At 73.7% G+C, this 24,123-nt stretch carries 18 protein-coding genes; 4 read left to right on the top strand and 14 right to left on the bottom strand.

Translation table 11 applies throughout. The features are described from left to right. Positions 1-102: 102 nt before the first annotated feature. A complete protein-coding gene (locus GXB85_RS16870; RefSeq protein WP_161918828.1) occupies positions 103-882 on the bottom strand; it encodes a LamG domain-containing protein in 780 nt (259 codons plus the stop codon). A gap of 205 nt (positions 883-1,087) precedes the next feature. Here GXB85_RS16870 and GXB85_RS16865 point away from each other — a divergent pair, with 205 nt between their 5' ends. Both GXB85_RS16865 and cysC read left to right on the top strand, forming a co-directional pair. After that, the gene (locus GXB85_RS16865) at positions 1,088-2,041 is read left to right on the top strand and encodes a sulfite exporter TauE/SafE family protein (protein ID WP_161918827.1); all 954 of its coding nucleotides are present in this window, start codon (positions 1,088-1,090) and stop codon (positions 2,039-2,041) included. Then, positions 2,038-3,138, top strand: a complete 1,101-nt coding sequence (gene cysC, locus GXB85_RS17965; protein WP_370524309.1) for an adenylyl-sulfate kinase — start codon at positions 2,038-2,040, stop codon at positions 3,136-3,138. The genes GXB85_RS16865 and cysC overlap by 4 nt, the downstream gene beginning before the upstream one ends. Before the next feature lie 12 nt (positions 3,139-3,150). Here cysC and GXB85_RS18630 read toward each other — a convergent pair whose 3' ends face one another. From GXB85_RS18630 to GXB85_RS16825, 7 genes are all read right to left on the bottom strand, one after another. Then, positions 3,151-8,352: a PKD domain-containing protein gene (locus tag GXB85_RS18630; protein WP_161918826.1), complete on the bottom strand. Its 5,202-nt coding sequence runs from the start codon at positions 8,350-8,352 to the stop codon at positions 3,151-3,153. Between the two features lie 120 nt (positions 8,353-8,472). Continuing rightward, positions 8,473-8,973, bottom strand: coding sequence for a serine O-acetyltransferase (locus tag GXB85_RS18625; RefSeq protein WP_161918825.1), 501 nt, complete (start codon positions 8,971-8,973; stop codon positions 8,473-8,475). Continuing rightward, entirely contained in the window at positions 8,970-10,385 is a 1,416-nt protein-coding gene (locus GXB85_RS16845; protein WP_161918824.1) for an O-antigen ligase, read from the bottom strand. Before GXB85_RS16845 ends, GXB85_RS18625 begins: the two co-directional genes overlap by 4 nt. Before the next feature lie 8 nt (positions 10,386-10,393). Next, on the bottom strand, positions 10,394-11,380 hold the full coding sequence (locus GXB85_RS16840) for a glycosyltransferase (RefSeq protein WP_161918823.1): 987 nt from the start codon (positions 11,378-11,380) through the stop codon (positions 10,394-10,396). Continuing rightward, complete coding sequence (locus tag GXB85_RS16835; RefSeq protein ID WP_202628103.1) at positions 11,373-12,815, bottom strand: sulfotransferase; 1,443 nt, start codon at positions 12,813-12,815, stop codon at positions 11,373-11,375. Before GXB85_RS16835 ends, GXB85_RS16840 begins: the two co-directional genes overlap by 8 nt. Continuing rightward, positions 12,812-13,297 carry a UDP-N-acetylglucosamine--LPS N-acetylglucosamine transferase gene (locus GXB85_RS16830; RefSeq protein WP_370524308.1) on the bottom strand — a complete coding sequence of 162 codons (486 nt, stop codon included), beginning with the start codon at positions 13,295-13,297 and terminating at the stop codon, positions 12,812-12,814. The genes GXB85_RS16835 and GXB85_RS16830 overlap by 4 nt, the downstream gene beginning before the upstream one ends. A 59-nt stretch (positions 13,298-13,356) precedes the next feature. Continuing rightward, entirely contained in the window at positions 13,357-14,682 is a 1,326-nt protein-coding gene (locus tag GXB85_RS16825) for a hypothetical protein (RefSeq protein WP_161918822.1), read from the bottom strand. Positions 14,683-14,872: 190 nt separating this feature from the next. Here GXB85_RS16825 and GXB85_RS16820 point away from each other — a divergent pair, with 190 nt between their 5' ends. Next, entirely contained in the window at positions 14,873-16,570 is a 1,698-nt protein-coding gene (locus tag GXB85_RS16820; RefSeq protein WP_161918821.1) for a hypothetical protein, read from the top strand. Between the two features lie 4 nt (positions 16,571-16,574). On the opposite strand, the gene GXB85_RS16815 is transcribed toward GXB85_RS16820, so the two are convergent. Both GXB85_RS16815 and GXB85_RS16810 read right to left on the bottom strand, forming a co-directional pair. After that, positions 16,575-17,471, bottom strand: a complete 897-nt coding sequence (locus tag GXB85_RS16815) for a sulfotransferase domain-containing protein (protein WP_370524307.1) — start codon at positions 17,469-17,471, stop codon at positions 16,575-16,577. Continuing rightward, a complete protein-coding gene (locus tag GXB85_RS16810; RefSeq protein ID WP_161918820.1) occupies positions 17,468-18,991 on the bottom strand; it encodes a polysaccharide biosynthesis C-terminal domain-containing protein in 1,524 nt (507 codons plus the stop codon). The genes GXB85_RS16815 and GXB85_RS16810 overlap by 4 nt, the downstream gene beginning before the upstream one ends. 127 nt (positions 18,992-19,118) lie before the next feature. Here GXB85_RS16810 and GXB85_RS16805 point away from each other — a divergent pair, with 127 nt between their 5' ends. Then, positions 19,119-19,733, top strand: coding sequence for a hypothetical protein (locus GXB85_RS16805; protein WP_161918819.1), 615 nt, complete (start codon positions 19,119-19,121; stop codon positions 19,731-19,733). 48 nt (positions 19,734-19,781) lie between these two features. Here the strand turns inward: GXB85_RS16805 and GXB85_RS16800 are convergent, their stop codons facing one another. From GXB85_RS16800 to GXB85_RS16785, 4 genes are all read right to left on the bottom strand, one after another. Next, positions 19,782-21,344 carry a carbohydrate binding domain-containing protein gene (locus tag GXB85_RS16800; protein WP_161918818.1) on the bottom strand — a complete coding sequence of 521 codons (1,563 nt, stop codon included), beginning with the start codon at positions 21,342-21,344 and terminating at the stop codon, positions 19,782-19,784. Between the two features lie 228 nt (positions 21,345-21,572). Beyond that, entirely contained in the window at positions 21,573-22,823 is a 1,251-nt protein-coding gene (gene cysN / locus GXB85_RS16795; protein WP_161918817.1) for a sulfate adenylyltransferase subunit CysN, read from the bottom strand. Continuing rightward, a complete protein-coding gene (gene cysD, locus GXB85_RS16790) occupies positions 22,823-23,725 on the bottom strand; it encodes a sulfate adenylyltransferase subunit CysD (RefSeq protein WP_202628104.1) in 903 nt (300 codons plus the stop codon). Before cysD ends, cysN begins: the two co-directional genes overlap by 1 nt. 5 nt (positions 23,726-23,730) lie before the next feature. Next, positions 23,731-24,123 (bottom strand): inositol monophosphatase family protein (locus tag GXB85_RS16785; protein ID WP_304515680.1); only part of this gene is annotated, 393 nt, incomplete at its 5' end.

Raw genomic sequence — 24,123 nt, 5'->3', positions numbered from 1 at the left:
ACGTCGGCAGGAAGGTGGTCCGTCGGGCCGTACGGTCGACCGCACAGCACGAGAGCCCCGGATCCGCGCGGACCCGGGGTTCGTGCCGATTCTAGGAGCGCGTCAGTCGATGCGCAGGAACGCGTTGTCGACCAGGCCGTTGAACTGGTCACTGGACCAGGTGGCGACCTTGCCCGCGGGCGTGAGCTTGCCGCCGATCGAGAGCGGTGTGTCCGCGCGCGCGGTGACGACCGAGCCCGTCGCGCCGCGCGCCGTCGTGGTCACCGACGTACCGCCGATGCGCCGCACCGTGAGGCTCACCGTGTCACCCGAGCGCCGGCACTCGGCCGTGTACCAGGCGCCGCGCGTGACGGTCAGCGTCGACCGCACCGTCACCTTCCCCCGGTTGCCCTTGATCACGCAGGCGGCACGCTGGCCGTCGAGCTCGAGCTTGTACTGACCCGTGTCGTCGGCGAGGCCGCGCTGGACCAGGTTGTCGCCGCCGTCGATGCCCGTGCTGCCGGCGTCGAGGCGGAAGTCGGCACCGAAGCTGAAGGCACGGGTGCCGGGGGCCAGGGCGGCACTCCCCGCGGGGGGCCGCACGGCGATGACGGCGGCGGGCGCCTGCGACCCGCGGCGGGCGGGCGGGAAGTCCGCCGCGGTGCCCTGTCCGGACCGGCTCGCGACGGCCACGGCGACCCCGCCGCGGTGCTGGACCACCGTGCCGCGCGCGCCCGCGGTGCCGGTGACCGGGACGTGCCCGAGCTGCGTGCCCGCGCGCAGGTCGACACGCACGTGGACGTCGTCGGACGAGGCGGCCGCGGGGGGCGTCCCCGAGTCCGTCACGGTGAGCCCGAGGGCCAGGACGGTCACGACGGTCAGGGTCCATCGTCTGCTTCGCATGGCGATGCTCCTCGCGAGGTCGGGGGTGAGGCCGACCGTAGGTGCACCCCGTGGCACCCGCAACATGAGCGGGTCTGCGGTGTTGGTGCGGATTCGTCCCACCTCACCATCGTCGCCGCGTGGACCGCGGGTCGCCGTGGGCCTGATGGGTGAAATCCGAGCGGATCGGTCGGAATCGGGCAGACCGGGCGGCAGACTTGGGTGGATGGACGCCACCCTCGTCGCCGCCGCCTTCGGCATCGGCATCGTCGTGGGCCTCACGGGCATGGGCGGCGGTGCGCTGATGACGCCCGTGCTCGTGCTCTTCTTCAACGTCCCGCCGCTCACCGCCGTCTCGAGCGACCTGCTCGCGAGCGCGGTCATGAAGCCCGTCGGCTCGGTGGTCCACCTGCGGCACGGCACCGTCAACCTGCGGCTCGTGCTGTGGCTCGCCGTCGGTGCCGTGCCCTCCGCGTTCTGCGGCGTCCTCGTGCTGCGCGCCCTCGGCGAGGGTGACGGCGTCCAGGCGGCGATCAAGACCGCGCTCGGCGTCGCGCTCCTCGTCACGGCGCTGGGCCTGACCGTCCGCGCCTACATGCGTCTGATCGAGCGCGCGCGCCGACGCGACGGCAGCGCCGAGCCGCTGCCGTCCGACCGGCCCGACGTCGAGGTGCGCCGGCTCCCCACCGTGCTGCTGGGCGTCGTCGGCGGACTCGTGGTGGGCATGACCTCGGTGGGCTCGGGCTCGCTCATCATCATCGGGCTCATGCTGCTCTACCCCGGGCTCAAGGCGAGCCAGCTGGTCGGCACGGACCTGGTCCAGGCCGTCCCGCTCGTCGCGGCCGCCGCCCTGAGCCACGCGCTGTTCGGCGAGCTCGACCTCACGGTCGCGGCACCCCTGCTGATCGGGAGCATCCCCGGCGTGTGGATCGGCGCCCAGCTGTCCGCGCGCCTGCGCGGCGGGTTCGTCCGGCGGGCCCTCGCGTTCATCCTGCTCGCGAGCGCCCTCAAGCTTCTCGGCGTGGGTGACGCGCACGCCGCCCTGCTGCTGGTGGGCGCCCTCCTGGTCGCGCCGGCCGCCTGGATGCTCGTGCGTCGTCGGCACGGCTTCCCCGCGCTGGCGCTCACGGAGGAGCGCGAGCGTCGCGCGCGCCGCGCGCTCGAGGAGGTCGGCCGGTGAGCCACGTGCTGGACGACGACGAGCTCGCCGAGCTCGAGCTGCACCTCGCGGGCCTCACGGCCGAGCCGTCGTTGGCCGTGCGGCTCGCCCACACCCACCCGGCCGACGGCGTGCCCGTGGAGCTCGTGCTCGAGGACCGCGGGGGCACGCCCGTGGGCCGCCTCGTCGCCGAGCACACCGAGGCGCGCGACGGCGTGATCGTCGTGCGCGGTCGCCCGGTCGCCGGCCGCCCGGTCGAGGGCGGCGTCGCGCGCGGGCGGCGCGCGCGTCCCCGCCGCGCACCCGTGCTCGCCCTCGACGGCCTCGACGAGGTCCACCTGACTCAGATCCGCACCGAGCTCGCCGACCTCGGCGCCGGGGCGCGCGTCGTGGTCGTCGCGTCCGCCCGGGCGCCGGAGCGGGAGACGCTCGCCCTGCTCGACCGCGCCGAGCGCGTTCTCGGCGGGAGCGCCCCGGTCGAGCTGCTGGTCCTGCCGTCCCGGGCCGACACGACCCCCCTGCGCCGAGAGGCGCTGACGCGCCTGGCCGCGGGCGCCCGCGTGGTCGACCGTTGCACGGGGGTCGCCGGGCACCGTCGTGGCGACGGTGTCGTCGTGCTCCTCACCGGGCTGTCCGGCTCGGGCAAGTCCACGGTCGCGCGCGCCCTCGCGGACCACCTGCTGCGCCACGACCCGCGTGAGGTGACGCTGCTCGACGGCGACGAGGTGCGCCGTCACCTCAGCGCTGGTCTGGGTTTCTCGCCCGAGGACCGGCGGACCAACCTCCTGCGCATCGCCTGGGTCGCGGGCCTGGTCGCCCGGCACGGGGGCATCGCCCTGTGCGCCCCCATCGCACCGTACGCGCGGGTGCGCGCCGAGATGCGCGAGCTCGTCGAGCCGCACGGCCGGCTCGTGCTCGTGCACGTCTCGACGCCGATCGAGGTGTGCGAGGCGCGCGATCGCAAGGGCCTGTACGCGCGCGCCCGGGCCGGGGAGATCACCGGCTTCACCGGGATCGACGACCCGTACGAGGAGCCGCTCGACGCCGACCTCGTGCTCGACACGTCCGAGGTCGGCGTCGAGGACGCCGTGCGGCGGATCGCCGCCCTGCTGGGCTGACGCGCCGCCGCGTCAGACGGCCGTCATCGTCGCCTCGAGCCGGAACGTGAGGTCCCGGGTCGCCCGGTAGTTGACGTGGGTCTCGGCCGCGATCACGTTGACGCCGTCGACGAGCAGCTCGAGCGGCACCTCGACGACCACCGGGTCGTCGGCCGCGACGAGGTGGTTGCGTGCGCTCGGCGCGTAGGTGAGGTGCGTGACCTCGCCGTCGCGCATGTTGTGCCGCACCACCTCGGTGCCGTTCACGTAGATCACCACGCCGTCGTCCGCGACCGAGTCGAGCACGAGCCGCTGCACGGCCGAGGCGTCCGGGATCTCGACCTCGTGCCGGAAGTACGCGGCCCGCGGTCGGTCCGACGTGGGCCCGTCGATGTCGATGTCGGTGACGACCACCGGGGCGTCGAAGCCCAGCGTCGCGCCTCCGGTCTCCCACGACGACGCGTCGAAGCCCGGCTGGTTCCACTCGGCCGGCGGGGCGTCGGCCTCGTAGCGCCACGCCCACGTCGCGTCGGCCGCCACGAGGGTGGACTCGACGCCCTCGACGGGCTCCCCCGGGTCGGCCGGTGCGGTGACCGCGACGTCCTGCGTCACGCTCGCCGTGGCGCCGTCGTCGTCGGTGACCGTGAGCGTCACCGGGTAGGTGCCGGCCGCGGCGTAGGTGTGCTCGACGCTCGCCCCCGTCGCCGTCGACCCGTCCCCGAGGTCCCAGGCGTACCCGGCCACGGTGCCGTCCGTGTCGCTCGAGCCCGAGGCGTCGAGCGTCACACCGAGGTCGCTCGCCGCCGCCGTGAAGGCTGCCGTCGGTGCCGCGTTGGCCGGCGGCTCGCCCGTGCCACCGTCGTCGCCCCCGCCGCCGTCGCCCCCGCCACCATCCGGCGGGGTGGTCGGCGCACCGCCGGACTGCTCCGTCAGCGTGGCCTCGAGGCGGAAGGTGAGGTCGGGCGTACCGCGGTAGTTGACGTGGGTCTCGGCCGCGATGACGTTGGTGCCGTCGACCAGGAGCCCGACCGGGACGTCGACCACCACGGGGTCGGCTGCCGCGACCGCGTACCTGCGCGCGCTCGGCGCGAAGGTCATGTGGGTGACGTCGCCGTCGCGCATGTTGTGCCGCACGACCTCGGTGCCGTTGACGTAGATCACCACGCCGTCGTCCGCGATCGAGTCGAGCTCGAGCTCCACGACGTCGGACGCATCGGCGATCTCGAGCTCGTGCACGAAGTAGGCCGCGCGCGAGCGGTCCGTCGTCGGGCCGTCGATGTCGATGTCCGTGGTGACCACCGACGAGCCCCACCCGAGCGGTGCGGCACCGGTCTCCCACGAGGACGCGTCGAACCCGAGCGTCTTCCACTCGGCCGGAGGCGCCTCGGTCTCGAAGCGCCAGGACCAGGTCGCGTCCTCGGCCACGGGGGTCGAGACGACCGGCTCGCCCGGCTCCTCGGGCTCGGTCACCGTGACCTGCTCGGAAGCCACGTCGGTCGCGCCGTCGTCGTCCGTGACGGTCAGGGAGACGGTGTACGTACCCGCCGCGGCGTACGTGTGCTCGGCGGTCGCACCTGTCGCGGTGCTGCCGTCCCCGAGGTCCCACGTGTACGCCGCGACCGTGCCGTCGGCGTCACTGCTCGCCGAGGCGTCGAGGCCGACCGTCAGGTCGGTGACGTCGGCGGTGAAGGACGCCGTCGGCGCCTGGTTCGGCGGCTCGGTCACGGTCACCTGCTGCGACAGCTGTGCCGTGGCGCCCTGGTCGTCAGTGACGGTCAGGGTCACGTTGTACGTGCCCGCCGCCGCGTAGGCGTGCTCGACCTGGACCCCCGTCGCGGCGGCCCCGTCGCCCAGGTCCCAGGCGTAGGAGTCGACCGTGCCGTCCACGTCGGCGCTCGCGGAGGCGTCGAGGTCGACCGTGAGGTCGCTGACGTCGGCCGTGAACGACGGCGTGGGGAGCTGGTTGCCGACGCCCGTGCCCGCCGCGTGGTGCTGGGCGATGCGCTGCGCGCTGAGCGGTCCCGCGTAGAGCGCGAACTCGTCGATCCAGCCCGCGAGGTGGCTGCTCGAGGCACCGCCCCACACCCTGTCGCCGCCCACGCGCCAGTAGCCCGTGTACGCCTGCGACCCGGTCTGCGGGTCGCTGCCCACGAGGGCGCCGTCGACGAACAGCTCCATGCCGGCCGGCCCCTGCTGCGCCACCACGTGGTGCCACTGGCCGTCGTTGTAGGCCGCGGGTGAGGTGACGCGGTTCTCGACCCCCGTGTAGGCGCCGAAGACGAGACGCCCGTCGTTCGTCATGTACACGTGCCGGTCGTAGCTGCTCGACAGTCCGCTCGACGCGTTGCCGAAGCCGAAGATCTTCCCGCCCCGCGTCGTCGTGGTGCGGAACCACGCCTCGGCCGCGTACGTCGTCGGGCCGGGCATCGAGGACGTCGCGACCACCTGGTCGTTCGACCCGTCGAAGCGTGCCGAGGTACCCGTGACCCCGACGAGCGCCGTCGCCTCACCCTGCGTGACGCCGGCCTGGTAGGTGCCGACGGCCTGCCCGGTCGCCGCGTCCTGCGCGACGGTGCCCGACGTCTCGTCGAGGCGCCAGTAGGCGAGCGGGGTGTCATCGAAGACGGCGCCGCCGTACGCGTCCGCGGGTCGCGGCTGCACGAGCTCGAGGCTCAGCTCGGCGCGCCGCCACGCACCCTGGGTGTCGACGACGACCAGCGTGACGGGGTACGTGCCGCCCGCGACGAACGTGTGCGTGAAGGTCGCGTCGGTGGACGACGTGCCGTCGACGGTCCAGTAGTAGGCCGCGACGCCCTGGTCGTCGGTCGATCCGGTCGCGTCGAACGTGACGTCGAGACCGTCCACGCTGTGGGCGAGCACCGGGACCGGGGGCGCGTTCCCGCCCGGCACCACCAGCACCGGGGTGCTCGCGGAGACGTTGCCCGCGGCGTCGGCCGCCCGCACGAAGAAGCGGTTGCCGCCGCCCTTCGGGACGGTCAGCGAGGTCCCCGAGGCGGTCGCGATCACGCGGTCGTCCCGGATCACCTGGTAGCTGCCGCCCGAGCCGACACCGCCGCTGGGCGCGTTCCAGGCGAGCGTCACGGTGGTCGCCGTCTGCGAGCCCACGCGGAGGTTGCCCGGGGCGTTCGGTGCGGTCGCGTCGACCTGCGGGAAGCGTGCGAAGCCGCCCAGCCAGCCGTTGCCGTTGCCGGTCACACGTCCGGACTCGATGTCGCCGCCGGCCCACACGGTGCCGTCGCTCGCGACCTCGATCGCCCAGATGCCCGAGCCCAGGCGCGAGCGCATGGTCGGGCTGAAGGTCGAGACCACCTTGGCGTCGCCCGTGCGCCACGCGCCGATCCAGCCGATCGTGTCGACCACGGACCAGCCGTTGCCCACGCTCGGCCACGCAGTCGCGCCGTCGTACAGGAAGTTGTTGGCGTGGGCCCCCGCGAAGACGAAGCCGTTGCCCTCCTCGACCGCCTGGAAGTCGCCCTTGGGGTTGGCGATGTGGGTGCTCAGGCGCTCGTAGGTCGAGGTGTCCCAGCTGAAGAGGGAGTGCTCGGAACCGCCCACCCACACGCGGTCGGCCACCTCCTCGATCCCCTGCTGGTAGCTCTTGTCGGCGCTCCACACGGGCGTCCACGCGTCGAGCTGCGGGGGTGAGCTGGTCGAGACGGCCGCCGCGTTCTCGGCGGTCTCGGTACCCATCGACTCGAAGAAGCCCGCGAAGTACGCCCGGCTGCCGTCCTCGGCCACGTCGACGTCACGGACCGACCCGGTGAACTCGGGGCGCCAGCTCGCGTCGGGCTGCCCGTTCGCGACAGCCACGCGGGCGGCGTTGCGCGAGTACACCTGGTTGCCGGTCGCGCCCTGCACGTGCGTGAAGTTGCCGCCGATGTAGAGCCAGTCGCCCTCGGCGTGCAGCGTGCGCAGGCTCGCCACGCCGGGCGAGACGTTGTTGACCAGGTTCGCCGTCCAGCCCGACGCTCGCGACCCGTTGGAGTTGAGCACCACGAGGCCGTTCGCCGAGCTCCCGTTGACCTGCGAGAACTTGCCGCCCACGGCCAGACGGCCGTCCGGCAGGGCCGTGAGCGCCTGCACGGCCTCGTCGAAGGTGGGCGTGAAGCCGGGGATGTACGCCCCGGTGGTGGCGTTGAAGGCCGCGAGGTAGCTCTGCTCGACGCGGCCCGAGCCCGACGCGTTCTGCTGCACGTAGCGGAAGTTGCCGCCCACATACATGACGTTGCCGACCTGGGCGAGCGCCTGCACCTCGACGTTGCCCTCACCCGAGGTGGAGCCCGCGAGCCCCGCCACGCCCCACGAGCTGGGCAGGGCGAGCGAGTCGGGCACCTGCTCCTGCTCGATGGCGGAGGTGCCCTGGTTCGGGACGACCGGGAACGTCAGCTCGGCCGTCAGCAGGCGCGGACGCACGTAGACCTCGGCGAACGGGCGGGCACCGCCCTGGCCGTCGGTCGGGGTCCACAGGTAGCTGGTCGCCGCGCTCGAACCCGTGACTCCGTTGCCGTACGAGAAGCCCCACGTGTACTGGTGGTTGGTCCCGATGCTCGTGTCGACCCTGGAGCTCGACGAGCCGGAGCCGAAGCTCGAGCTCGAGCCGCCCGAGCCGTTGAGCCCACCCACGGTCCACCCCGCGAGCTGGTGGCTCGCGCCCATGGTCCAGCCCCAGTCGTCGAGCCGGAGGTAGCGCATCCGCACCTCCTGCCACGAGCTCCCGTCGATGCTCGCCGCACGCCGGATGCGGACACCCTCGGCGAGCGACGCGACCGGCGCGTCGTCGAGCAGTGCGTCGACCGTGCGGGCCGGGAGCTGCGTCGTGACCGCGTTGGCCGCAGGCGTGGCCGTGAGCAGCGAGGAGGGGTTGCCACGCCCCACCGCGAGCGTCTCCCACGCGTTGCGCCCGTGCGCCACCTTGACCCAGCCTCCGCCGTCGGTCTCCTGGTCGCACCAGAACTGCGCCGGTGCGGTCATCTCGGGCGTCAGCAGCCAGTAGGCCCCGCTCGGTGACTCGGGGTGCAGCTGCTTGACCTCCCAGCAGGAGGCCGCCGCGGTGTCCGACGTGAGGCCCGTGTAGAGGCTCGCGTCCAGGTAGGGGTGGTCCTCGACGGCGGCCGTGGCGGCCGTCCCGGGGAGCACCACGGCACCCGAGGCGAGCACCGCGACGACGACTGCTGCAGCGCGGGCGCGACGAGCGCGCCAGGTGTGACCGGCCACGAGGGCTCCTCAGGACGATGCCAGGGGCCGTGCCCGGGAGCAGGCACGATCCGTTCGTCCTGCCAGGGTACTTATCGTCCTAAACCGGACATAGGGGCCGAGTGGGTGAAACCCGGACGATCATGCTCGCGGCTCGAGGATGCGCGCAGGGTTGCCGACGACCGTGGCGCCCGCCGGGACGTCCTTCGTCACCACGGCACCCGCACCCACGCGCGCGTCGTCGCCCACGCGGATGCCGCCGAGCACGATGCAGCCCGCGCCGAGCTCGACCCGGTCACCGATCACCGGGCACGGGCCGTCGGGACGCACGTTGCCCAGGGTCACGTTCTGGCGCAGGGTGACGTCGTCCCCCAGGACCGTGCGGTCGTTGACCACGATGCCGGCACCGTGGAACACGCGGAGCCTGCGGCCCACGACCGTCCCCCACGGGATCTCGACGGTGAGCACCCACTCGACGAGCACGCGGTAGAGCACCCCCACGGGCAGGGCCCACGGCTGCGGGCGGCGGTCGAGCGGGCGTCGCACCGCGTGCGCCACACGGTACGCCGCGACGACGAGCTGCCCCTTGGTCTGGCCTCGGTTCGCGCGCACGTCCTCGCGCAGCTGGGCGAGCAGGGTCATCTCGGGCTCCTCAGGAAGATCGACGGCGCACGGCGCGCGTCGGGGTCGGGAACGGGTGGTGCCGCGCCGTGCGGGCTCGTCAGGTCGGGGTGACGCTCGGGAGGCCGCAACGCGAGCCCGCCCACGAGCATCGCGATGCCGAGGCCCGGCCCCAGCAGCCCGTAGAAGAAGGCCTCGACGAGCACGGCCGCGAGCACCGCACTCATCACGACGCCCTCGACGTCGCGCCTGCGCCACGACCTCGCCACGAGCCAGACCAGCCAGCCGAGGAACAGTGCGAGGCCCACGAACCCGTGCGAGAACAGCACCATCCAGACCTGGCCCTGCGTACCGAGGGCGGGCACCTCGATCGACACGCCCTCCGCCGGTCGGGGCGCCCCGAACCCGAGCAGCGGGGACCCGAGCGTCTGCCGGATCGTCTCGGTGTACACCGTCAGGCGCGACTCGTTGGTCCCGCTCGACTCGAGCCTGTTCTCGAGGCGGTCCGTGACCGGTAGCAGCTGCACCACGACGGCGGCCATGACGGCGAGCGCCACGATCCCGCCCAGCGCCCGCACCCTGCCGCCGAGCGCGAACCTCGCCGCGACGAGCACCAGCACGAATCCCAGGCCCACGAACATGCCGCGGTTGAGGGTGAGGAACGCCGGCACGAGGGAGACCGGCAGCAGGGCCGCGACCGGCCAGAACCTCCGGGTCCCCCGCACCTCGCGCAGGTAGAGACCCACGAGCGGCACGAGGAGCGAGTACGCGTTCCCCCAGTTGTTCGTGTAGAGGAACGGTGCGCTCGGCCGCGGGTCGATGACGTTCCAGGCGTCCGGGTTGTACTGCGTCAGCCGGCGCACCGCCATCTGGTGGGCGAGCTCGTTGCTCAGCACGCCGTCGGGAAGCACCATCGCGAGCGGGGTGCGGATGGTCGCCGTCGGGAACGCGAGCCCCAGGTACCCGCCGAGCACCACCCACGCGAAGAACACCGTGAACAGACCGAGCAGGTACCGCTGGCCGAGGTGGCGGCGGGCGTTGTAGACGTAGACGAAGAGCACGGCCGCCGCGACGTAGAGCGTGAGCCGGTAGACGAAGCCGACCATGCGGCCGGCGGTGTCGACCTGGGTGCCCGAGGCGACGATCCACACGAGGAGCAGCAGGTAGACCCCGAAACCGCGCGGCACGCGCACGTGCCGGTGGCTGCCGAGGTAGGCGAGCATCACGACGGCGGCGAGCGGCCAGACGAGCTCGCCGAGCCCGAGGAGCCACCACACCGGGAAGCCCGCGAGCAGCCCGGCGACGGGCCAGCTCGGCAGCCCCGTGCGCGGGGTCGCCCGGCGCCGGGGCGGGCCCGCAGTGCCCCTCGGGCCGGGCCGACCGCTCCCCCGCTCGGCCGACCGACGGCGCTCGGCGGCACTCGGCAGCGCCACCGGCGTCACTAGATCCCCTTGCCGAACCGGTGCAGCGACCGCATGACGAGGGCAGGGCTCAGCACCCGTAGCGCGACGAGTGCTGCGAGCGGCAGCCGGGGCTCGAGCGGGTTGCGCCGGGCGGCCGCCAGGACCTCGCGCAGCGCCTGACGACGCTCGCCCATGGCGGCGTGGGCGAAGGCGATCTGCCCCTGGATCCGGGCGAACCCGCGCGCGTCGGCGTCGAACTCCTCGAACCGCTCGAGGATCCAGCCGAGCCCCGCCGCCATGGTCGCCCACCTCTGGAAGAAGAAGGACGACCCGTGCCAGCGCACCACGACGAGCGGCTCACGGACGTTGACGATCGGGCCCGAGCGCGCGGCGCGCAGCAGCAGCTCGTAGTCCTCGCCGAACCCGCCCGGCACCTCCTCGCTCACGGGGCCGATGCGCGTGCGCAGGTCGGACGCGCGGAAGAGGAACGTCGACGGGTGCAGCTCGGTGTGCCGGTCGCGTACCAGCTCGGCCAGGACCACACGGTCGCGCGGCAGGGAGCGCGCGTGCCGGGTGCCCTCGTACTCGACGAGGATCCCGCACGTCGCCATCGACGCCTCGGGAGCGGCTGCGAGCGCCGAGATCTGGGCGCCGAGCCGCCCGGGCAGCCACAGGTCGTCGTCGTCGCAGAAGGCGACGTACTCGCCCTGGGCGGCAGCGATCCCGCTGTTGCGTGCACCCGCGAGGCCCGGTGTGCGCGTGTTCGCGACCGTACGCACGGGCCGCAGGTCGTCGTCGTCCCCGAAGGACTCCTGCACCTCGCTCTGGTCGAACACGAGCACGGTCTCGACCTGCGCGTCGAGGTCCTGGGCCCGGACCGCGGCGACGGCGGCACGCAGCAGCTCGAGGCGGTCCCGCGTGGCGATCACCACCGAGACGAGCGGCCGCGCCGCCTCACCCGCGGGCGCGGTGGCGTGCGTGGTGAGGGGCGCGGAGCCCTCGTCGGTCCGGGTGTGCTCAGACATCGCGATACCCCAGGGACGTGCGCAGCGGAAGGGTCAGGGCGGCCACGGCCCAGCGGTCGCCGCGCGGCATGCGCTGCTTCCACTCGGTGTCCGGCCGCAGGGCGACCTCACCCGTGCGGAAGCGCATCGGGTTGCCGGCCACGGTGTGGTTGGGCTCGAGGTGCATCGTGGTCGCGACCCGCTCGAGCCCCAGCGGGTCGAGCCCGAGCCCGGCCCACGCCTCCTCGAGCCGCTCGCGCGGGTGCGCCACGAAGTCCTCGTAGCGCATGCGCACCACGGGCACGCGCGTGGTGCGCAGCAGCTCGGCCTCGAGGGTCGTCAGCCCCCACAGCGCGCTGCTCAGCGCGGGTGAGTACCGCGTCATCAGCGCATCCTCGGCCTCGCGGGCCTCGGGACGCTCGACCTGCTTGGACCAGCTGTACGCGACGCCGATCGGGTCCCGGACCAGGTGCAGCACCCGCAGGTCGATCCGAGGGTCCTGCGCGAGGCACAGCGCGAGGGTGGGGTGCTTGCCCGAGTCGACGACCAGGCGCGCACCCGCGACATCCCGGGCCGCGGCGTAGATCGCGCGGTAGTGCTCGGTGTACCGGAGCACCGCAGCACGCCGACGCCTGCGCGCCAGGAGGTTCGCGGGCACACGGCGGTGCCTGTCGACGGCGTCGGCGTCACGCGCGACGACGTCGGCCGCCGCCGGGTCCCAGCCACCGAACGCACGCCGTCCGACCTCGGACCAGAACGGGCACCGCGAGAAGGCCTCACCGCACCCGCACAGCTCGTCCTTGCGCACCCCGCGCTCCCACAGGTGGTGCACCTCACCCAGGGTCGCGACGCCCGGCACCTGCCCGAGCACGCGCTCGAGGAGCGTCGACCCGCTGCGCCCAGATCCCGCGACGTAGAGCACCGGACCCGTCGTGGGGGCCGCGCCGTCGCCGAGCAGCTCGTCGACGACGGCGGCCACACGCGCCGTCGTCGTCGCGACACGGCCGTCCTCGCTCGCCGCACCCCGCGCGGGCGCCGCGGTGAGGGCCCGGCGGAACGCGTCCGCGTCGCGTGCGACGACCGTCAGGCCCTTGCGCTCCGCCCACGTCGCGAAGCGCTGCTGGTGGCCGTCCACGTGCTCGCCGAGCGCCGGGTCCCGCGGGACCAGCACCGGCAGGTGCCCCGCGGCCCGCGCATCGGCCATCGTCCCCGGCCCCCCGTGGGTGACCACGACGTCGGCCTCGGCGACGAGGGCCGCGAGCTCGCGTGGCGGCAGCAGGCGCACGGCCTTCGCGACGCGGGGCGCGAGGGTGTAGCCGTGCTGCACCACCACCTCGTCGTCCGGGTGGTCGCCGGCCCACGCGTCCGCCCAGGTGACCAGACGGTCGAACGGGTGCACGTCCGTGCCGAGCAGGACGACGACGCGCCGGCCGTGACCGGCGTGGGACCGGTTCACAGCAGCGGTCCCACGACGACGGCGTCGCGGTAGAGCGACGCCTGCTCGGGCCACTGCACGAGCATCCGGTCGGTGAACGGCCGGCACAGGCGCCCCGTGAGCGTCGCCGAGTCCACACGGTCGTAGACCTCGACGTAGACGGTGCGAGCACCGACGGCGCGCGCGAGCACGAAGAACGGCAGTGCGACCCCCGCCCCGGTGCTGACCACGACGTCGGGCCGGAAGCTGCGCAGCACGCGCCACGCGAGCCAGGTGTTCCGGAGCAGGTTGCCGACGTGGCGCGTGGTGGGCGAGTACGCCCAGGCCACACGCTCCTCCCCCTCGAGGTGACCGATGGCGTCCTCGGTGCGGAACGTGACCCAGGCGCGCTCGGCGCCGGACCACCACCCGCGCAGGCTCATGAGCTGGGTCAGGTGCCCGCCGGAGGAGCCGACGAGCAGGACTCGTCGCGGCGGTGGGGCGGGCACGTCGGGGTGGTTCACGGTGAGCTCCGGTCCGGCTGGGTGTCCGTCCAGCGTAGTGAGCCGAACCTCCCAAGTCGTCACCCAACCGGACAAATCACCCGGTAGGCCGCATCCGTGAGCACGCGCAACGGCTCCGGCCCCACGAGCACCTGACCCCACGACCCACGGGCGCGGGCGAGCGAGAGACCGCGATCCGCGAGGGTCAGCGCGTACACGGCGAGCACGACGTCCTGCCCCCGCCGGTCGTGGCCCACGCCGGCGAGCAGGTCACGGATCGCGGCCTCGCGCCGCCGCAGCGCGTCAGGCACGCGGGCCGGCGCCGGCCGCGGCGAGCTCATGACCCAGTGCACGCCGTCGAGGCCCGCGACCACGTCGGGCTCGGCCGTCTCCCAGTCCCACACCCACAGCACGCCGTCGGCGTCGCGCGCCGCGTTCCACGGGACGAGGTCGCCGTGCCAACGTTCGGCCACGAGCACCGGGTGGACCAGGTCCTCGAGCGCGACGAGGAGGGCGCGCGCGCTCGCCACGAGGGCGGCCGCACCCTCGTCCGTCGAGGCGGACGCACCGCGCAGGCGGTCGCCGATCCCCCGCAGGTGGGCCGTCGCCGCGACAGGCCCCGACCGCACGACGGGCGCGAGCGCGAGCAGCTCGGCCGGGCCGGGTGCGTCGCGACGCCCGGGTCGGCGTGCCGAGACCGGCAGAGGTTCGGTCACCACGTACGGGTGCCCGCCGCGCTCACCGCGACCCAGCACACGCGGGGCGTGCACCTGCGCGTGCGCCACGCCCGCACCGGTCGGCAAGGGGCCGGAGGCGCCCTCGACGGCGGTGAGGGCCGCGTCCTCGACCGCGACGAACGCGGACGACTGGGTGTCCCAGCCGAGCTTCGCGAAGCCCACGGGGCGACCGTCGTCGTCGAGGAGCTGGAGCGTCGGCTTCGCGTTCGCGCCACGGCGCACCCCGACGGCGGCGTGCGCCCGCGCGTGGCCGGCCGCACGTGCGGCCCGCGCGACGGGACCGGGCTCCTCCGCAGGGGCGCTGACCTGCACGAGGTCGCGGCCAGGCGGCACGCCGAGGCGCACCGCGAGGCCGAGAAGCCCGCGCGCGAGCCGCACGTGCGCGGGACGCAGGCCCGGGTACGCGGTGAGGGCCGCGGCCGCGGTCCTCCGCGACGCGGCCGGCACCAGGAGGCGGGCACGCCGCGCGTCGGGCACGGCCCAGTACTCCTCCACCACCGCACGGCCCTCGGTCGGGGCGGGCCGCGCCGAGCCGCGGGGCCGCACCGTCACCCGCAGGTCTCGCTCGAGCCCGGGGGCCCACAGCTGCCGGACGACGTCGTCCAGCGGTCCGGTCCCGGTGCCGTCGACGACGCGCACACCTACCGGTCCCTGCGTCGTCCGTCGCATCGGATCCCTCGTCTCGGCCGGTGGTCCGGGTGACGCTAGCGGCGCCGCTCGAGCCGCCACAACACGGCCGACCGGGTGAAGACGAGGTGCAGATCCCCTGGTGGGCGTGGATGTTCACCCGCTGGGCCGTGCGACCCAGGGTTAGCATGGCGCTTCCCGGCAAACCGCGCGAAAACGGACGGACGGTGCAGTGAGGACCGACGACGACCTGCCCACCGTGGCCCTCAGCGACTACCTCGGCGTGGTCGTGCGCCGGTGGCGCGTCGTCGTCGTCGGCGCCCTCCTCGGCGCGACGGCCGCGGCCGGCTACCTCGCGCTCGCCCCGACCACCGCGACGGCCACGAGCGTCGTCAACATCGCAGCCATCACCTCCGACCCGTACAGCGCGAGCCGCAGCGCCTCCGGCCTCGTCGACATGCAGACCGAGGCCGCGTCGGTGCAGTCGATGGCGGTCGCCGAACGGGCAGCGGGCCTCCTGGGGGACGGCACGGAGCCGCGGGACATCCGCAGCCGGCTGAGCGTCTCCGCGATCGACTCGACGACCATCATGCGGATCTCCGTGACGAGCCTGTCCGCGGCGCGCGCGCAGGCCCAGGCCGACGCGGTCGCCGACGCCTTCCTCGAGTTCCGCTCCGAGCAGGCCACGGAGCGGATCACGTCCGTGCTGCTGCAGGACCAGTCCCGGCTCGAGGCGCTGCGCGAGCAGCTCCGCGAGGCCAACGAGCGGCTGCTCGCCGCCGAGGCCGGGAGCCTCGACGCGGTGCAGGCGGAGACCGACCGCCAGCTCCTCACGCTGCAGGTCAACGCCGTGCTCGACCGCACGAGCTCGTTCGAGGGCGTCGACACCTCGGGCGGTCAGGTGCTCACGCGCGCGGCCGACAACTCGCTCGCGTACGCGCCCGACCGCGTCATGGTGGGCGGCGGTGCGGTGCTCGTGGGCGCCGCGCTGGGACTCGTGGGCGCATTCGTGCGGCAGGCGCGCGACCGGCGCGTGCACGTGGGGGTCGACGTCGTCGCCGCGGGCGCCGGCCCGGTGGTCGCGCGACTGACGGGGCCGGTCGACCCGCGCTCGGCGCACGACCTGGACCAGCTGCGCATCGTGCGCGAGTGGGTGCTGAGCAGCCCGACGTTGCCCGACGGGCACGGGACGCTCGCGTTCCTGGAGGACCCCTCGACCGCGGGGGCGTGGGACGTCGTGGCCGACCTCGCGCGCACCCTCGCCGAGGCCGAGCACCCGGTACGCGTCGTCGTGGTGCCGACCGCCGACGGCTACACCGAGGAGCTGGTCCAGCGCCTCGGCCTCGACTTCGACAGCGCCGACGACCACGGCGTGATCCGTGGACGCCTCCGCCCCCTGTCCGTGTGGGTGCCGCCCTCGACGTCGTGGGTGGGTGCGACCCGTCGGCACCTGGCCGACGTGCACGACGCGCTCGTGCTGGTCGTGTGCCCCGCGTCCGCGAGCGACGCCGACCGCATGGCGGTCGCGCGGCTCGCCGGCTCGGCGCTCGTCTTCGCGGCCGAGCGTGTGAGCCAGCGCGCCGGGCTCACGGCGCTGACCACGGTCGCGGCCGCGATGGACTGCACCGTGCTCGGCTCGGTCACGAGCGTCCGCGGCCACCGCAAGCCACACAACCGCTCGACGACGCACCGCCACGCCGCTCCGGCGGCCGAGACGCGGGGGGCCGCCGAGACGCGGGGGACGGCCGTGGCTGCGACCGACGACCCGGAGCCGGCGTCACCCGAGGACGCCGAGGACGCGCCGGACGGCCAGGAGCGCCGGGACGCGCCGGACGGGCAGGAAGTCGCGGACGGGCACGACCCGGACGACGAGCAGGGCCGCGAGGACGCGAGCGACGAGCGCGAGCACGCCCCGGCCGGGACGGCCTGAGGGCTCAGCCCCAGCCGAGGTCGCGGCCGAGGAACTCCTCGAGCGCCGCGTTGCGAGGCCCGAACCACTCGGCGAGCTCGGCGGCCTCGGACTCGGGCGGGAGGTCGCGCGTGCGCCACGTCGCGTTGAAGGACGAACGCGTCGGCATCTCGATGCGCGGGAGCCGCAGGAACTTGCAGACCTCGTCGAACGTGGCCTGGGTGTCGCCGTACAGGTCCTCGGCGCGCAGGACGAGCAGCTGCTCGGCCGGGAAGTGCTCGAGCCAGTTGCGGATCTGGGGCAGGTAGTCGCCGCGCGAGCGGTAGCTGTGGAAGTCGAACGCCGCGCTGTAGTACTCCGGGTCCGCGGCCATGCGCTCCCGCTCGCCGCTCAGCCGCTCCTCCTCGGCGTCGAGCGCGTCGCGGAAGCTCAGCGGCTCGACGCCGTTCTGGACCCGCTCCTGGTAGTGCGACCACGCGCGACGCACCGGCTCACGCAGCAGGAGGATGGCCCGCACGTCCGGGGCGGCCGCGCGCACGGCCGGCGCGATGCGCGGGTCCCACACGTAGTAGGGCGAGGCCTCGCCGCTCAGCGGCCGGTAGCCGAGGTCCCGCGCGCGGCGGCGACGGTCACGCTCCGTCGCGAAGTGCGAGCGGTACCACCGCTCGGACCGGCCGCTGCCGGGGAAGAAGTAGTCGGTGCTCTTGGTCCCGCGCACCTGCGGGAACATCTGGAGCACACCCGGGTGCCGCACGAGGTAGTTGAACAGCGACGTCGTCCCCGCCCGCTTGGCGCCCACGATCAGGTAGTCGGGCATCGGCCGGTCGCCGGCCGTGAGCATGCCGTACCGGCGCGTGGTGACGTTCGCGACGTCCTTGAGCCACCGGGGGGCCGCCTTGTGGGTCGAGCTGACCAGCTTCACCGGGTCTCCTCTCGTGGGGTGCCGCCACCGCGGCGGCGCAGGAGCCGGAAGGCCCCCTGGACGTCGAGCCGGCCACGCAGGGCCCAGGTCGCGGCGACGAACAGCACGGACCCTACCGCTGCGCCGACGACGAGCCCCTCGACCGAGTCACCGAGCCACCAGCGCGCCACGCCGCCCGCCACCAGGTAGGGAACGGCGGACGCGCCGAACGCGGTGGCGAGCACCCCGAGCTCGAGGCGGATGCGCAGCAGCCGGGACACCTGGGTCGAGGCGAGCGCCGCGTCCGTCGTCGCCGCGACCGCCCACGCCAGGGCCGCGCCCGGCAGCCCGAGAAGCGGGATCGCGGCCACCAGCCCGATCACGAGCACGGCCAGCACGACGGCCTTGTTCACCGCGACCCAGCCGCTGCGACCGCTCATGAGCAGCAGCGACTGCACGTTGCCCGTCATGACCGAGATCGCCGCCCCTGCGCCGAGCACGGGCAGCAGCGCGGCGCCGGCGCGGAACTCGGGGCCCAGGAGCGAGAGCACGGTCCCGCCGAACAGCGCGAGGAGTGCGTACACGGGCAGGCTGAGCAGGACGATCCACGACGTGGTGCGTCGGTAGACGTCCTCGGCCGTGCCGGTGTCCCCCGCGTGCAGGGCAGCACTGAACTGCGGCGCGACGACCACCCTGAGCGAGGTGCTGGGCACCATGCCCGCCGCGACGAACCTCGTCGCGGCGCCGTAGACGCCCGCCGCCGCAGGCCCGGCCAGGGCACCCACGAGGATGACGTCGAGCCACTGCTGTGCGAGCTCGATCGCCGACGAGAGCGAGCGTGGGAGCGTGAAGCGCGCCGCACGCACCACCACGGCGCGCTCGAGCGGCAGCGCCGCGCCCACGTCCGCGGCGCGCTCGACCCGCCGGACGCGCGAGCGCAGCACGAGCGCCACGGGCACCAGCGCGACGGCGAGCACGGCGACCCACGACACCGCGGCCGCGACCGCGCCGCCCCCGAGCGCACCGACCACGAGCACGAGCAGGGGCCGCGACCCGGGCACCGCGATGCTGCCGATCAGGGTGTAGGGGCCGATCCCGCCGAGCCCACGGGTGGCGGCCAGGCCCACGGTCGCGACCACGGCGGCGGGCAGGAACCACGCCGTCGCACGGACGGCCTCGAGCACCTGCGCCGATCCCGGACCGGCGAACAGCCACGGCGCGAGCAGCGCCAGCACCCCGGCCACCACGAGCGAGGCGCAGAACCCGGCCACGAGCAGCCCGCGGACGACGCCGCGCACGGCCGCAGGCTCGTCGGCCCGGGTGCGCGGCAGCAACCAGATCGCCGTGGTGTCGAGCCCGACCTTGCCCACCCCGACGGCGATCGTCAGGACGCCGATCGTCTGGAGCACGACCCCAGCACCGCCCGGTCCGAGCGTCCGGCCCAGGACGAGGGTCAGGAGGAAACCCGCACCCGCGCTGACCATCGCGCCCACGAAGCTGGCCCCGGAGGCGGCCGCGAGGCTGCGGGTCGACGTGCTCACCGCGCAAACCTACCGATCCTGCAGGTCAGGCTGCGGGCGCGTCCGCGGCTCGGCGTGCGAGGATCACGCCGAGAGGTCGGGTGCTCCCCGCGCCGTGCCGCGGGACGTCGTCGGAGGAGGTGGGCACGTGCGCGGACGCAGGTGGCTGTGGGTGGTCCTGGCGCTCGTCGTCGTCGCGGGGATCGCGTTGCTGCTCTGGTCGTCGAACCGGGGCGGCTCCCCGGCGGCCGAGCCGTCGCCGTCGGGCACGCCGGCGGCGACCGAGTCCCCTGAGCCCGAGCCGGAGCCCGTCGCGGTGCCCGTGCCGGCCCCGTCGGCAGCCCCGGAGGAGGTCGCGGTCGAGGCCGAAGCCACCGAGCTGACGCTGCCGTTCGTCACCGCGGACGCCCGGCTGCGCCAGGACCCCGACCAGCCGCTGCTGCTCGAGGACGTCGCGACCGGGACCGCGCTGGGCGACCTCGAGGCGGGCGCGCGCGAGATGGCCGAGGAGGGCCTCGTCCAGACGGGCGAGCCCGAGGTGGTCAGCGCGACGGTCACGGCGTCCGAACCCGACGCCGACCCGCCCACGCTCACGGTGCTCGCGTGCCTGGACTACAGCGGGGTCGACGTGGTCGACACCGACGGCACCTCGGTCGTGGACCCGACGGCCTCGCGCCGCAGCGCCACGATCCTCCACCTCGTCGAGGTCGACGGACGGTGGCTCGTCGAGCGCCGCACGTTCCCCGACGACCCGACGTGCTGAGGCCGTCGCACCCTGCGCCGGGTGCGACGGCCTCAGCACGGACGGGGTTCAGCGTCCGGTGAACCTCGCCCACGCGTCACGCGACGGCTTGTCGTCGAGCACCCAGTTGGCGTCGCGCGTCGACTGGAAGTACGTCACGAAGACCGCGTCGTGCTTGTCGAGGTACGTGCCGATCTCGGTGAGCCACCGGGCGCGGCCGGTCCCGTCGTCACCCGCGACGCGACGGCTGCCGGTCTCGGCGATCGCGAACGGCTTGCCGAGCTCCTTCGACGCCGCGACCACGGAGCCGAACATCGACTCGGCGCTCGCGTAGTAGTCACGGTCCGGGTCGTGGACCCCGTTGTACGGGTCCCACGCGACGACGTCGATGATCGAGTCACCCGCGTAGTAGGTGTCGACCGAGCGGCCCGAGGACGGCGACGCGGTCCAGCCCGTCAGGATGAGGGTCGCGTACATGTTGGCCTTGCACGCCTCACGCTCGAAGCCGGCGATCCGCTGCCACGCCTTGCGGTACTCGGCCGCCGTGAACTGGCCCTGGTCGATCATCGGCTCGGGCTCGTGGATGTAGGACCAGTAGATCGTCTGGTCGCTGGGCGCCTCGGTGAAGAACGCGCGCAGCGCGGCGTCGTGCTTGCCCGCGTTGACCTCGGCCGGGTCGGGCCGGAACGAGACGACGACGGTGCGGTCGGACGTCACGGCGGCGCGCTGCGAGGACCACGACGCCGGCAGACCCGGGTCGAACAGCCGCACCACGGGCACCGTGCCGAACGCCTGGTCGAGGGATCCGAGTGCCGACGCGGCGGTGGCTCCGCCCGACATGGACATGCTCGCGCCGTAGACCGTGCCGCTCGGCACAGGCGCCTGGCAGCGGTCACCGGTGGGCGGCTTCGGCGCGCTCGTCGGCTGGGCCGTGGGCGTGGGCGTGGGCGCGGGCGTCGTCGGCTGCGGGGTCGCGGTCGGCGACGGGGTCGGGGTCGCCGTCGGCGGTGCCGTCGGGGTCGTCGTCGGCCGGGGTGCCGTGGTGGGCGCCGTGGTGGGCGCAGGCGTGCTCGGGGGCGTCGTCGTACGCGGGACGGCACGCATCGACAGGCTGTCGACGTCGAGGCGCTGCCCGGCGCGCAGGCTCCACGCGAGCACGTTGAGGTCGAGGGTCGCCTTGGGGTGGCGCGTCGTGAACGTCAGGCTCACCGTGGTCCACGCCGTCGAGCGCAGGTTGAACGACGTCCCGTGCGTGACGACCTTGGAGCCGGCGACCTCGCGCACCCGCAGCTGGCCGTTGACCTTGGGCGCCGAGGCACGCACGCGGGCCGTGACCCGGTAGGTCTCGCCCTTGGCAGCGGAGGCGACCGTGTTGACCCGGTCGTTGAGCGTGACGGTCGCGGTCTTCGACGTCGTCAGACGCGCGTGCGGGGCGGTTCCCCCGCCGGTCTTGACGACGGTGAGCTTCTGCGTCCGCGCTCCCGTGGCGTGCCACCCCGTGAGCCCCTTGTCGAACGTGCCGTTGACCACCAGCTCGCGCGACGCGGCCGCCGCCTGGTCCACGCTCCACTGGCTCAGGCCGAGACCGACGACCAGCGCGAGGGCCGTGCCCACCGCAAGTCCGACGCGCACGGCAGGACGACGACCTGACCTGGTATGAGACCTGTGCACCCGCATATACCTCACATCGTCCGGGTGCTCGCTCCGCGTCACCCTTTTGTGTCACGCCGATATCGAATCGTGACCTGAATCGGGTGAACGGTAGCGGACCCCCCGGGGAACGCCAAGCGTCGCGAGGGGCCCGCTCCCGTGCGGGCGGTTGGGCCGAACGGGTGAACGGTACGGATGATCTTCGACCGCTCAGTCGGTGTCGATGATCATCCCGGCACCGACGGTGACGTTCGTCGCCTCGTCGACGAGGATGAACCCCCCGGTCAGCCGGTTGCGGCGGTACTCGTCGGCGAGCAGCGGGGTGGTCGTGCGCAGCCGCACCCTGCCGATCTGGTTGAGGGCCAGCGAGTCCGCCGCGTCGTCGCGGTGGAGCGTGTTGACGTCGACTCGGTAGCTGAGACGTTTGACCAAGGCACGTGCGGACCTGGTGGTGTGCTTGACCGCGAGCTTCTGCCCGGGGACGAGCGGCCGCTCGGTCATCCAGCAGACCATGGCCTCGACGTCCTGCGTCACCTGCGGCTGGTTGTGGACTCGGCAGATCATGTCCCCGCGGGACACGTCGAGCTCGTCCTCGAGGCGGATGACCACCGACATCGGCGCGAACGCCTCTGCCACGGGCCCGTCCTTCGTCTCGATCGACGCGATGCGCGTGGTGAGTCCCGAGGGCAGCACCATGACCTCGTCGCCGGGCTTGAGGATCCCGCCGGCCACCTGACCCGCGTAGCCCCGGAAGTCGTGGTGCCGGTCCTGGTGCGGGCGGATCACGTACTGGACGGGGAACCGGGCGTCGACGAGGTTGCGGTCGCTCGCGATGTGCACGTTCTCGAGGTGGTGCAGCAGCGACGGCCCCTCGAACCAGGGCATGTTCGCCGAGCGGGTCACGACGTTGTCGCCCTTGAGGGCCGAGATCGGCAGGACGGTGAGGTCGGCGATGTCGAGCTTGGCCGCGAAGTTGGTGAACTCGTCCTTGATCTGCTCGTAGACCTCCTGTGACCAGTCGACGAGGTCCATCTTGTTGATCGCGAGCACGAGGTGCGGCACGCGCAGCAGCGAGACGAGGAACGCGTGCCGTCGGCTCTGCTCCTGGATCCCCTTGCGTGCGTCCACGAGCACGATCGCGAGGTCTGCGGTCGACGCGCCCGTCACCATGTTCCGCGTGTACTGGATGTGCCCAGGGGTGTCCGCGATGATGAACTTGCGCCGCGGTGTCGCGAAGTACCGGTAGGCGACGTCGATCGTGATTCCCTGCTCACGCTCGGCCCGCAGGCCGTCCGTGAGGAGCGCGAGATCGGTGTACGCGTCCCCGCGCGAACGGCTCGTCTCCTCGATCGAGTCGAGCTGGTCGTTGAAGATCGACTTCGAGTCGTAGAGCAGACGTCCGATCAGCGTGCTCTTGCCGTCGTCGACCGAACCCGCCGTGGCGAATCGCAGCAGCTCCATCAGAAGTAGCCCTCCTTCTTGCGGTCCTCCATGGCGGCCTCGCTGACCTTGTCGTCCCCGCGGGTCGCACCTCGCTCCGTGATGCGGGTGGCCGCGACCTCCGCGATCACCGCCTCGACGTCGCGCGCGTCCGAGCGGACCGCGGCCGTCAGCGTCGCGTCACCGACGGTGCGGTACCGCACCGTCTCGACGAACGTCTCCTCACCGGCGCGCGGACGGCAGAACTCGTTGTTCGCGAAGACCATCCCGTTGCGCTCGAAGACCTCGCGCTCGTGCGCGTAGTAGATCGAGGGGATCGCGACCTCGCGGGCGGCGATGTAGTGCCAGACGTCGAGCTCGGTCCAGTTGGACAGGGGGAACACGCGGATGCTCTCCCCCACGTGCACACGCGCGTTGTACAGGTTCCACAGCTCGGGCCGCTGGTTCTTCGGGTCCCACTGCCCGAACTCGTCCCGGAACGAGAACACCCGTTCCTTGGCGCGCGCCTTCTCCTCGTCGCGGCGCGCCCCGCCGAGCAGTGCGGTGAAGCCGTACTTCTCGGCGGTCTCGAGCAGCACGGGCGTCTGGATGCGGTTCCGGGACCCGTTCGGCTCCTCCTGCACGACGCCGCGGTCGATCGCGTCCTGGACCGAGCCGACGACGAGGTTGAGCCCGAGCTCGCGGACCACCCGGTCGCGGAACTCGAGGACCTCGGGGAAGTTGTGCCCGGTGTCGATGTGCACCACCGGGAAGGGGACCGGAGCCGGCCAGAACGCGCGCACGGCGAGGTCGAGCATCACGATCGAGTCCTTGCCGCCCGAGAACAGCAGGGCGGGCTTCTCGGACTCGGCCGCGACCTCGCGCAGGACGAAGACGGACTCGGCCTCGAGCTGGTCGATCTGGCTCAGCGAGTACTCGGGCATGCGTGTCACGGGTGCTCCCTCGTGGTGACGGTGGCCGCCGCGATCACGTCGAGCAGACGGTCGCGGTGCTCGGGGCGGCAGACGAGCAGGTCGGGCAGGTAGGGGTCGGGGCGGTTGTAGACCAGGGGCGAGCCGTCGACCCGGCTGGTGTGCAGGCCGTGCGCGCGGGCGACGGCCACCGGTGCGGCACTGTCCCACTCGTACTGCCCACCTGCGTGCACGTACGCGTCCGCGGCCCCGGTGACGACCGCCATCGCCTTGACTCCGGCGGATCCCATCGGACGGACGTCGGCGGCGAGGGCGGAGCGGACGTCCTCGACCAGCCGAGGCGCGCGCGACCGGCTCACCGCGAGCCGCAGGGCCGCGCCCGCCGCGGGGCGGCGGCCGACGACGGCGTC

The organism is Cellulomonas sp. APG4 (assembly GCF_009996735.1).
GTDB lineage: Bacteria > Actinomycetota > Actinomycetes > Actinomycetales > Cellulomonadaceae > Actinotalea.
This window is presented reverse-complemented; position numbering and strand designations above follow the sequence as displayed.